At 63.6% G+C, this 10,571-nt stretch carries 12 protein-coding genes; 3 read left to right on the plus strand and 9 right to left on the minus strand.

Translation table 11 applies throughout. The annotated features are described in order from the left end of the window. Window positions 1-76: 76 nt before the first annotated feature. From accD to DPM33_RS10145, 4 genes are all read right to left on the minus strand, one after another. The gene (accD, locus tag DPM33_RS10130) at window positions 77-1,003 is read right to left on the minus strand and encodes an acetyl-CoA carboxylase, carboxyltransferase subunit beta (protein ID WP_112097244.1); all 927 of its coding nucleotides are present in this window, start codon (window positions 1,001-1,003) and stop codon (window positions 77-79) included. Window positions 1,004-1,098: 95 nt separating this feature from the next. Further along, complete coding sequence (gene trpA / locus DPM33_RS10135) at window positions 1,099-1,938, minus strand: tryptophan synthase subunit alpha (RefSeq protein WP_112097245.1); 840 nt, start codon at window positions 1,936-1,938, stop codon at window positions 1,099-1,101. Window positions 1,939-1,940: 2 nt separating this feature from the next. Continuing rightward, window positions 1,941-3,161 (minus strand): tryptophan synthase subunit beta, encoded by a 1,221-nt coding sequence (trpB, locus tag DPM33_RS10140; RefSeq protein ID WP_112097246.1) that lies wholly within the window; start codon window positions 3,159-3,161, stop codon window positions 1,941-1,943. 92 nt (window positions 3,162-3,253) lie between these two features. Then, window positions 3,254-3,913 carry a phosphoribosylanthranilate isomerase gene (locus tag DPM33_RS10145; protein ID WP_112097247.1) on the minus strand — a complete coding sequence of 220 codons (660 nt, stop codon included), beginning with the start codon at window positions 3,911-3,913 and terminating at the stop codon, window positions 3,254-3,256. A gap of 110 nt (window positions 3,914-4,023) precedes the next feature. Between DPM33_RS10145 and DPM33_RS10150 the strand changes: the two genes are divergently transcribed. After that, window positions 4,024-4,239, plus strand: a complete 216-nt coding sequence (locus DPM33_RS10150) for a hypothetical protein (RefSeq protein WP_112097248.1) — start codon at window positions 4,024-4,026, stop codon at window positions 4,237-4,239. Window positions 4,240-4,270: 31 nt separating this feature from the next. Here the strand turns inward: DPM33_RS10150 and DPM33_RS10155 are convergent, their stop codons facing one another. The 5 genes from DPM33_RS10155 to DPM33_RS10175 form a co-directional block, all read right to left on the minus strand. Beyond that, complete coding sequence (locus DPM33_RS10155) at window positions 4,271-4,906, minus strand: macro domain-containing protein (protein WP_112097249.1); 636 nt, start codon at window positions 4,904-4,906, stop codon at window positions 4,271-4,273. A gap of 213 nt (window positions 4,907-5,119) precedes the next feature. Next, entirely contained in the window at window positions 5,120-5,878 is a 759-nt protein-coding gene (locus tag DPM33_RS10160; RefSeq protein WP_112097250.1) for a M48 family metallopeptidase, read from the minus strand. A gap of 120 nt (window positions 5,879-5,998) precedes the next feature. Continuing rightward, the gene (locus DPM33_RS10165; protein WP_112097251.1) at window positions 5,999-6,478 is read right to left on the minus strand and encodes a DUF2852 domain-containing protein; all 480 of its coding nucleotides are present in this window, start codon (window positions 6,476-6,478) and stop codon (window positions 5,999-6,001) included. A 116-nt stretch (window positions 6,479-6,594) separates the two neighbouring features. Further along, window positions 6,595-7,737, minus strand: a complete 1,143-nt coding sequence (locus tag DPM33_RS10170) for a benzoate/H(+) symporter BenE family transporter (protein ID WP_112097252.1) — start codon at window positions 7,735-7,737, stop codon at window positions 6,595-6,597. A gap of 2 nt (window positions 7,738-7,739) precedes the next feature. Beyond that, window positions 7,740-8,510, minus strand: a complete 771-nt coding sequence (locus DPM33_RS10175) for an alpha/beta hydrolase (RefSeq protein WP_112097253.1) — start codon at window positions 8,508-8,510, stop codon at window positions 7,740-7,742. Window positions 8,511-8,726: 216 nt separating this feature from the next. On the opposite strand from DPM33_RS10175, the gene infC reads away from it, so the two are divergent. Then, window positions 8,727-9,263, plus strand: coding sequence for a translation initiation factor IF-3 (gene infC / locus DPM33_RS10180; protein WP_095819095.1), 537 nt, complete (start codon window positions 8,727-8,729; stop codon window positions 9,261-9,263). Window positions 9,264-9,450: 187 nt separating this feature from the next. Beyond that, window positions 9,451-10,098 carry a methyltransferase family protein gene (locus DPM33_RS10185; RefSeq protein ID WP_112097254.1) on the plus strand — a complete coding sequence of 216 codons (648 nt, stop codon included), beginning with the start codon at window positions 9,451-9,453 and terminating at the stop codon, window positions 10,096-10,098. Window positions 10,099-10,571: the final 473 nt, after the last annotated feature.

A 10,571-nucleotide genomic window follows, 5' to 3' on the forward strand; every position in this document is an offset into this window, starting at 1 on the left:
GGAAGAACCATGCGCAAATCAGAGGCTACAGCACGCAAAGCATGAAGCAATCAGGGCGGCGACCAAGGACGTCGCGTCAGGCTGACGGCCGCGCCTCGGTATTGACCACCGCAGGCGGCAGGATCTCCGGCTCGAGCGGCTTCTCGGCTTCCGGCACCTTCAGCAGCATCCTCAGCAGCCGCGCGATGGTCTGGCGCATCTCCAGGCGCGAGACGACCATGTCGACCATGCCGTGCTCCATCAGATATTCGGCGCGCTGGAAGCCGTCGGGCAGCTTCTCGCGGATGGTCTGCTCGATGACGCGCGGCCCGGCAAAGCCGATCAGCGCGCCGGGCTCGGCGATCTGGACGTCGCCCAGCATGGCGTAGGAAGCAGTGACGCCGCCGGTGGTCGGGTTGGTCAGCACGACGATATAGGGCAGGCCGGCTTCCTTCAGCCGGTCGACGCCCACCGTGGTGCGCGGCAGTTGCATCAACGACAGGATGCCTTCCTGCATGCGGGCGCCGCCGGAGGCGGCGAACAGGATCAGCGGCCGCTTGCGCTGCAGCGCGACCTCGAAGGCATGCACGATAGCTTCGCCGGCGGCCATGCCGAGCGAGCCGCCCATGAAGGCGAAGTCCTGCACGGTGACGATGACCGGTAGACCCTCGATGGTGCCGGCGCCGTTGAGGATCGCATCCTCGAGGCTGGTCTTGGCCTTCGCCTCCTTGAGGCGGTCGGTGTAGCGCTTCTCGTCGCGGAACTTCAGCGGGTCCTGGACGACCTTGGGATTTTCCAGCACCTCGTATTTGCCGTCGTCGAAGAAATACCGCAGCCGCTCCTTGGCCGAGATCTTCATGTGATGGCCGGAAGCCGGGATGACGAACTGGTTGGATTCAAGATCCTTGTGGAAGATCATCTCGCCGGTCTCGGGATCCTTGATCCAGAGGTTTTCCGGCATGTCGGTGCGCCGGCCGAGCATCGAATTGATCTTCGGGCGGACGTAATTGGTGATCCAGTTCATGGCTTCGGCTCCTGTCCTGGAAGAGACTTCGAGCAATTCAGGAGAAATCTGTGGCGGATTTCCGATCCGAACTGCTTGGAAAACAGATAGTCAGGCTATTCGGCGGCAGCAAGGCGCGCCGCGCGGACGCCCTGGGCAAGGCCGCTGACAAGCGTGGCGACGGCTTCGGCCGGATCGGCGGTCTTTTCGCCCTTTGGGCCGAGCACACTGGCAATCGCGTTGACGATCGCCGTGCCGACCACGACGCCGTCGGCCGAGGCGCCGATGACGCGCGCCTGCTCGGCGGTCTTGACGCCGAAGCCGACGCAGACCGGCAGCGCGGTGTGGCCCTTGATGCGGGTGACCGCCGCCGAAACCTTGGCGGTGTCGGCCAGCGCCGAGCCGGTGATGCCGGTCATCGAAACGTAATAGACGAAGCCGGAGGTGTTTTCCAAAACCTTGGGCAGGCGCTTGTCGTCGGTGGTCGGCGTCGCCAGGCGGATGAAGTTGACGCCGGCCTTCAGCGCCGGAATGCAGAGTTCCTCATCCATCTCCGGCGGCAGGTCGACGACGATCAGGCCGTCGATGCCGCTGGCCTTGGCATCAGTGAGGAAGCGGTCGACGCCGTAGATGTAGATCGGGTTGTAATAGCCCATCAGCACGATCGGCGTGTCATTATCGCCGGCGCGAAATTCCGCTGCCATCTTCAGGGTCTTGGCCAGCGTCTGGCCGCCTTTCAGCGCCCTGAGGCCTGCCGCCTGGATAGCCGGGCCATCGGCCATCGGATCGGAGAACGGCATGCCGAGCTCGATCACGTCGCTTCCGGCCGCCGGCAGCCCCTTCATGATCGCCAGGGCGGTGTCGTAGTCGGGGTCGCCGCCCATGATGTAGGTGACGAGAGCCGGGCGGCCCTCGGCCTTGAGTTTGGCCATACGGCGGTCGATGCGGGTGGTCATTGTCAGATCTCCATGCCCAGCATGTTGGCCACCGTATGCACGTCCTTGTCGCCGCGGCCGGACAGGTTGACGATGACGAGCTGGTCCTTGTCCATCTTGGGCACGATCTTCATGGCATGGGCGATGGCATGCGCCGATTCCAGCGCCGGGATGATGCCTTCGACGCGGGTGGTGAACTGGAAGGCTTCCAGCGCCTCGTCGTCGAGGATCGGCTCATACTGGACGCGACCCGAGTCGCGCAGCCAGGAGTGTTCCGGACCGACGCCGGGGTAGTCGAGGCCGGCCGAGATCGAGTGGCCGTCGAGGATTTGGCCGTCGGCATTCTGCAACAGATAGGTGCGGTTTCCGTGCAGCACGCCGGGCTTGCCGGCATTCATCGAGGCGCAGTGCTCGATGCCGTCGAGGCCACGCCCGCCGGCCTCGATGCCGATGATGCGGACATCCTTGTCGTCGAGGAAGGGATGGAACAGGCCGATGGCGTTGGAGCCGCCGCCGACGGCGGCAATGATGACGTCCGGCAGCCGGCCCTCCTGCTCCAGCATCTGGGCGCGGGCTTCCGTGCCGATCACCGACTGGAAGTCGCGCACCAGCTCCGGATAGGGATGCGGGCCGGCGGCGGTGCCGATCAGATAATAGGTGTCCTCGACATTGGTGACCCAGTCGCGCAGGGCCTCGTTCATGGCGTCCTTCAGCGTGCCGTGGCCGGCGGTGACTGGCCGCACTTCGGCGCCGAGCAGCTTCATGCGGAACACGTTCGGGCTCTGGCGGGCGACATCGGTGGCGCCCATGTAGACGACGCAAGGATAGCCGAAACGCGCCGCCACGGTCGCGGAGGCGACGCCATGCTGGCCGGCGCCGGTCTCAGCGATAATGCGCTTCTTGCCCATGCGCTTGGCGAGCAGGATCTGGCCCAGGCAGTTGTTGATCTTGTGCGAGCCGGTGTGGTTGAGGTCCTCGCGCTTGAAATAGACCTTGGCGCCGCCGAGATGCTTCGTCAGGCCCTCGGCGAAATAGAGCTTCGACGGCCGCCCGGCATAGTGGGTGGAGAGGTTCTGCAGCTCGGCCTTGAACTCCGGATCGTTCTTGGCCTTGTTCCACTGCTCCTCGAGATCGAGGATCAGCGGCATCAGCGTCTCGGCGACGAAACGGCCGCCGAAAATGCCGAACATGCCCTGCTCGTCGGGCCCGGTGCGGAAGGAATTGGGCATAGCCGGCTTGTTCATCGCCGATCTCCTGGCATCTTTAATGTTTTGAACATGTCCTTGTCGGAAAACCGGATTCCACTTTTCCGGGACATGCTCTGGTTTGAGCCTGCTCAGGCGGCGCGGTCGTCGCGCGCGGCCCTGACGGCCCGGAAAAACTGCTCGATCACCGCCGGATCCTTGACGCCCGGAGCGCTTTCTACGCCGGACGAAACGTCTATTCCGGGCGGGTTGGCCTGTCTCAGGGCGTCGCCGATATTGGCGACGTTGAGCCCTCCGGAAAGCATGTAATCGACGCCGGCGTCAAGGCCGGCAAGGATGCGCCAGTCGAAGGCGACGCCGTTGCCGCCCGGAAGCTGCGATCCCTTCGGCGGCTTGGAATCCAGCAGGAAGCGATCGGCGACGCCGACGAAGGGTTTTATCCGGTCCAGATCCGCCGCTTCGCTGACCGGCAGCGCCTTCATGGCCGGCAGGCCGTAACGGGCTTTCAGTTTCGCCACCCGCTCGGGCGTTTCGGAACCGTGCAATTGCAGCATGTCGGGCTGCATTTTTGCGACGATGTCATCCAGAAACGCATCATCGGCATCAACGGTGACGGCGACCGCCTGAGCCTTGCCGCGCGCCGCTTCGCGCAGGCGCCCTGCCTCGACCGGCTCGACATAGCGCGGGCTCTTCGGGAAGAAAATAAAGCCGACATGGCTGGCGCCGCCGGCAAGGGCGGCAACCATCGCGGCGTCGGTCTTCAATCCGCAGATCTTGATGTCGAGCGTCATGGGCCGGGCTTGGCACGAAACGGCCAAAGAGTCGAGAAAAAGCATGCTGTTGCCGGCGCGGCGGAAAACACTACCTTGATAGTGGGACCACAGGCGGGAGCACGATACCCATGGCCGACCGTACCGTCGCCGAACTGAAGCAGAAGATCGCGCAGGCGCGCGAGGTGATCGCGCATCTGATGGACAAGGCCGCCTTCAACGGCGCCGAGGCGCACCGGGCGCTGGATTATTTCGGCAGCGACGCGTTCGACCGGAATTTTCTGCCGTGGCCGCATGCCGACGAAGGGCTGCGGCCAGAGGAGTTGAACGCGGCGAATGACGATTGATGTCGGTGAGGCTAAGCCTGCGAAGCTCTAACTACTGCAACCTGCGGGGCCGATCCGTGTAAAGAAGCTGGTGTTCCTCACTGGCCTCGGCCCAACTGGAGGGCAGGACGATTGGTTCTCGTCGCGCCTGGTCGAATCCCGCCCTCATCTGTCTGGCACACCGCGCGGCGGGAACGCGGCCAACGCCGGTTCCCATCCCGGGGAAGGCAATCGTCCGGACATGCTCCCGCACCTTTGCCCCGGAAAGGGCTTCGATATGGAATGTCCCATACCGGACGAGCAGCAAGGCCGCCCGAGTGGCGAGGAACGGGTTGACGGTGTTTCGATCGAGCACCATCGGCACCCGCATGGTCGGTGCTACAATTAGATAGGGGTGATTGTGATTTCCCGTCGGGACGATTTCCGCTGCCCCAACCAGAAGTTCCCCATAGTGATGGTCGACAATGACGCGGCGCAGTCGAAGTTGGAGATCCCAGCCAAAAACGCGGGAATAGTGGGCATCAATGCCGCCATCCATAAAACCGTAGCTGTTGGCGGGACTGACAAGCGCGTCCGCCTCAACGTCGAAAATAGACCCCCTATGTATTTCCACATTGTCCACGCCGCGAAATTCCTTCGCCCAGGCATCAGCCAAGTCCGGTTGCATCGCCGTCAGGATCAATTTCAAAACCGTTCCTCCCTTCAAAAGCGCCGACGAGGGGCCAACACGGAGGTTTGAGTTCTTTCGTGGAACCGGGTGCCCTCGGCTTCCTGCACCGCTGCAGCCGTAAGCATCAGGGTTGCGGATGGGTGCCAGAGCCCGCGCCGCGTCGCTCCTTGCTCCCCCTCGGATGACGAAATTGAGATGGGTTCGCCAATTCCAAACGCTTGCGCTGGTGCCCTACTCGAACACAATCGCCTGCAGCGCCCCGCCGTTGCGCTTCAGCCAGTCCTTGCAGCGGTCGGTATCCGGGCAGAGTTTCTCGCACAATTTCCAAAACTTCGGGCCGTGGTTCATCTCCTTGAGATGCGCCACCTCATGCGCCACCAGGTAGTTTATCACCGCTGGCGGCGCCATCATGATGCGCCAGGAGAAGGAGAGATTGCCCTCCGAGGTGCATGACCCCCAGCGGCTGGAGGTATCCTTGTACCTTATCGCCTTCGCGCGCTTGCCGATCGCCTCGGTGTGCTTGACCACCAGCCTCTCGATCTCCTTCTTGGCCTCGCGCTTGAGGTAGTCGGCGATACGGCGCGGCAAATGGATGCGCTCGCCATGGATGATCAAGAGCGGGCCGCGTTCGTCACGCGAAACGGTGACGGTGCCGCGCTTGGAAGGCTCGTGCACGATGCGGTGCGGCACGCCGCGGACCGGAACCCTTATGCCCGGGCGCACCTGCGGCCTAGTCGGCACCTTGGCCAAGCGCTGTTCCAGCCAGTCCTGGTGGCGGTCGAGGAATTTCTCCACCTCTCCCCGGCGCAGGCCGGGCGGCACGGTGACGCGCAGGCCCTGGCCGCCGGAATCGATGCGCAGCGTCAGCCGCCTGGCCCTGGCGCTTTCGACGATTTTCAGCGGCAGCGTGCGGCCGGCGACGCAATGCTCGCGCTCCACGACAGGCGTGGGTTTTGGCTTGGTCAGATTGCGAAAGAAGCCGAGGGTCATGGCTGGACGATACGCGATTCGAAAAAAACGGCCAGTGGAGGGGTGCTACATAGGGAACAAAAAAGAAACGGCGCCGCAAGACGCGACGCCGCATATCCTACCGGAGCCTGTCGCGCGGCTTCAGTCGTCGAGCAGGTTCGTGCCCTTACCGCGCTTGGAAGCGGGCTTATCGCCCGACTCGGTGGTGGTCGGCGCGGTATGCTTGTTGCGCTGGGCCATGAAGCGGTCGAATTCGTCCTGGTCCTTGGCGCGGCGCAGTTCGCGGGCATAGTCGTCGAACTCGGTCAGCATCTCGTCGAGCTTGCGGCGCTCCTCGGCGAGGCGCTCGAGCTCCTTCTCGCGCCAGTCGTCGAAAGCTACATTGCCGGTGCGGGCCGAGCCGTGGCCCCAGCGGGCCGCCTTGTCGGAACCGCGGCGGCAGCCGGCGAAGATGCCGTCGGTGGCGCGGTTGACGTCGCGCTTGAAGCCATCGAGCCGGTCGCCCCAGATGATGTAGGCGAGCATGGCGAAGCCGAGCGGCCAGAACACCATGAAGCCGATGACCATCAGCGCGATGGTGGCCGGCGTCCAGGCCGGACGGATCAATGCACTCGTGTTCATTTTCTCCCAATCCTTCCGTTGGAGACAGCCAGAGCGGCTGCGTGGAATCGAAATGGGAAGGCGAAATAGGCTATTCAAGACAAATCTGGCCAAAACCGGCGAAGCATATGAAATGATTATCGCTTTTTGAGTTTGTCGAGGAAAAGCACTGCCATTCCCCCAACCAGGCCCCAGAACGCCGCGCCGACGCCGAACAAGGTCAGCCCGGAGGCCGTGACGGCAAAGGTGATGGTGGCGGGCATGCGCTCGGCCTCGTCCCTGAGCGCGATCGACAGGGCATTGGCCAAAGACGCCATCAGCGCCAGCCCGGCGACCAGCACGATCAGGCTCTGCGGCAGGATGGCGAAGATCGCCACCAGCGAAGCGCCGAAGATGGCGAAGATCAGATAGGCCAGCGCATAGAAAGGCCCCGTCTTCCAGCGCTCGGCGGGATCGGGATGCACGTCCGGGCCGGTGCAGATTGCCGCTGAAATCGCCGCCAGATTGGTGGTGGCGGCGCCGAACGCCGCCGACAGCAGCGAAAACAGGCCGGTGACGCCGATCAGCGGCCCGGGTTCGGGGTGGTAGCCGGCCGCGCGCAGCACGGCGAGGCCGGAGAGGTTCTGCGAGGCCATGGTGACGAGGTAGAGCGGCAGCGCCAGGCCGACGATAGCGTTGGCGGTGAAAACAGGAGCAATCAGCGTCAGCGTCGAGAGTTCCGGCGCCGGCAGGCCGCCGACACGGCCGGTGAGGAAGGCGGCGAGCCCGCCGCCAACCAGAACCGCCAGCACCGACAGCGACGGATTGAACAGGCGGATGACGAAAAAGGCCCCGATCAGCGGCAGGATGAGCCAAGGGTCCGCCGGAATGGCTTTCACCGCATTGATGGCGAAGGTGACGACGATGCCGGCCAGCATGCCGGAGGCGACGGACGCCGGTATGCGGGCAATCAGCCGGGTCAAGGGCTTGAACAGGCCGGTGGCGATCAACAGGACGCCGGTGACGATGAAGGCGCCGACGGCTTCAGGCATGGTGAAGCCGCTGGAGGCGGCGACCAGCGCGAGACCCGGTGTCGACCAGGCGGTGATGACGGGCATTTTCGTGCGCCAGGACAGCCACAGGCATTCGATCGCCATGGCAAGGCAGATCGCCGTCACGCCGCTCGCGGTCTCGACCTGCGTCGCGCCGACCGCCTTGGCGGCGGCGATGACGATGGCCAAAGTGCCGCCGAAGCCGACGATCGCCGCGACGAAGGCGGATATCGGGATGGAAACGCGCACTCTCACGCGGCCCGCCTGACCATGTCGCCGACGGCGCGCTTGAGCATGTCGAGATCCTCCGCGCGTGACAGGCGATGGTCGCCGTCCGGGATCAGCGACAGCGTCACGTCGTCGGCGGGCAGCATCGACGCGAGTTTCAGGGCATGGCTCGAAGGCACGTCCGGATCGGCCAGGCCTTGCAGGATGTGCACCGGACAGTGCGTGTCGATCGGCCCGGTCATCACCCGGTTGACGCGGCCGTCCTCGATCAGCGCGCGCGTATAGATGTAGGGCTGGTCCGAGTAATCGGACGGCTCGGCGAAGAAGCCTTTTTCCTCGAGGTCCCGCCGCTGCGCGTCGGTCAGCATCGGCTCGATCAGTTCGACGGTGAAATCCGGCGCCGGCGCAAGCAACACCAGGCCGGCAACCCTGGCTTCGCCCGCCTTGCGCAGTTCCTGCACCATGCGCAACGCGATCCAGGCGCCCATCGAGGAGCCTACCAGGATCTGCTTGCCCTTACTGAACCGGCGAAAGACGGTAAGGCTTTCCGCCAACCATCTGGAGATCGTGCCGTCGGCGAATTCGCCGCCCGATTCACCATGGCCGGAATAGTCGTGGCGCAGGTAGGCGAGGCCCTCACTGACTGTCCAGGCGGCAAGCGTCTCGGCCTTCGTGCCCAGCATGTCGGACTTGTAGCCGCCGAGCCAGACCACGCCGGGCGCCGCGCCCTGTATCTGCCGGACGGCGATGTTCGACCCGTCCACATCGATGAAAACCGGAGCGCTGGCGGCCATGACCTTTGTCCTCCCGGCCGGTCTTTTGACACAGGCGATGGTTCAACGAAAAGTGCGAGCGGCGTTTCTTTGCTTGGTGCAGACAATTGCCAGGCGGCAGGTGATTTTCCGGCAGGGCTATGCTATTGACTCACGCCCCGCGCTCACCACATAGGCGCGTCCACCTATTTCGAAACCACAGAAACCCTGAACGAAACGGCCGAGGAGACCACGACCATTCGCAGACCTTTCAAAGCAGCGGCACCCACCAAGGACGGGCCGCGCTCCAACCGAGACATCCGGGTTCCCCGGGTCCAGCTTATCGACGCCGAAGGCCAGAACCGCGGCGATGTTTCCATCAACGACGCATTGCTGCTGGCCGAAGAGGCCGGGCTCGATCTCGTCGAGATATCGCCCAACGCGGTGCCTCCCGTCGTCAAAATCCTCGATCTCGGCAAGCTGAAATACGCCAACCAGAAGAAGGCGGCCGAAGCGCGCAAGAACCAGAAGGTCATCGAGATCAAGGAGATCAAGATGCGCCCGAACATCGACAGCCATGACTACGACACCAAGATGAAAGCGGTGCGCCGCTTCTTCGAGGAAGGCGACAAGGTCAAGCTGACACTGCGCTTCCGCGGCCGCGAAATGGCGCATATGGAACTCGGCATGCAGCTCCTGAACAAGGTGCGCGAGGAAGTGGCCACCATCGCCAAGGTCGAGGCCGAGCCGAAGCTCGAAGGCCGCCAGATGATGATGGTCCTAGCGCCGCGCTGATCGAGAAGGCGCGTCGCGTCCATCACGCTTTCGCGAGTTGCCGGGTCGCGCAGCATCCGCTCTAAAATCCGCCCGAATTGCTGGGCACGGCGTCCCGACGATCGGCGGGGCGCCTGTTTTCAATCCGATCGCCGCTCGACGATCGGCTTTTGCCGATCGCGAGCAAAACGCGACGATCGGATGGGTCATGGTCGATGAAGTGAAAGCCCCTGCCGACAACCAGAATGAAGGGTTGGGCGGCTACCAGCATATGCGCCGGATCGTGCTGGCCGTGCTGGTCGTGGTGCTGTTCGCCGCACTGCTGTTCGGACAGTCGACTTTTCCGCCGAACACGCCGATGCATGAATCAATCGAGATGTTCGGCGTGCTCCTGATCTTCCTCGGCATCGTCGGGCGGCTGTGGTCGACGCTCTATATCGGCGGGCGCAAATCGGCCGAGGTTGTCACCGGCGGGCCTTATTCGATTACCCGCAACCCGCTCTATCTGTTCTCGACGGTGGCCGCCGCCGGCGTCGGCGCGCAGATCGGCTCCTTCAGCGGCATCATCCTGTTTACGCTGCTTTGCGCCGGCGCCTTCCACATCGTCATCCTGCGCGAGGAGCGGTACCTGAAGGAAGTGCTCGGTGCGCCTTACGCGGCCTATCTCGCCAGGGTGCCGCGCTTCTTCCCGAACCTTTCGCTCTACCAGGAAGGCGACACCGGCAGCTTCAAGCCGCGCCTGTTGTTGAACACGCTGCTCGACGGGCTGGTGTTCCTGGTGGCGCTGCCGGCCTTCGAACTGATCGACGGTCTGCAGCAGTCGGGCATGTTGCCGGTTTGGTTCACCCTGCCTTAGGGTAACTGATATTCAGGTGAGGCCGGCCTGCGAACGGTGGCTTCCTGCGCTTCCGGTGCTCACGTACTTTAAGTACGCTCCGCTCCGGTTCTCGGAATCCAACTTTCTCGACTCGGCCTGACCTCAATCTCAGCCACCCTACCTGCAGGGACACCGCGTCGCATAGGCTGAGGTGTGTCGGTAGCTAATCAAGTTGTCCGGTTTGGTAGCACGTCATTTGTCCGCTTCAGTTTTGCGTCGAAGCGGTTCACGCAGCTCTGCCGATTGAGCATCCGTCCAGGATTGGTGCGCCATCTGAGGTGTATGTGGCAATGCGGCGCGGTCCGTGGAAGATTGCGAGTGTTCCGTCAGTGTATTGCCTGACCTTGACGGTGGCTTTGACGAAGTGGTGTCGGATCGGGCTTTGCGGCAGTTGCAATCTGAGCCGCGCGAAGGCGACGGTATTGTCGCGGGCAACGACACGCTCTTCTTGG

Origin of the sequence: Mesorhizobium hawassense (assembly GCF_003289945.1) — a bacterium.
GTDB classification, from domain to species: Bacteria; Pseudomonadota; Alphaproteobacteria; order Rhizobiales; family Rhizobiaceae; genus Mesorhizobium; species Mesorhizobium hawassense.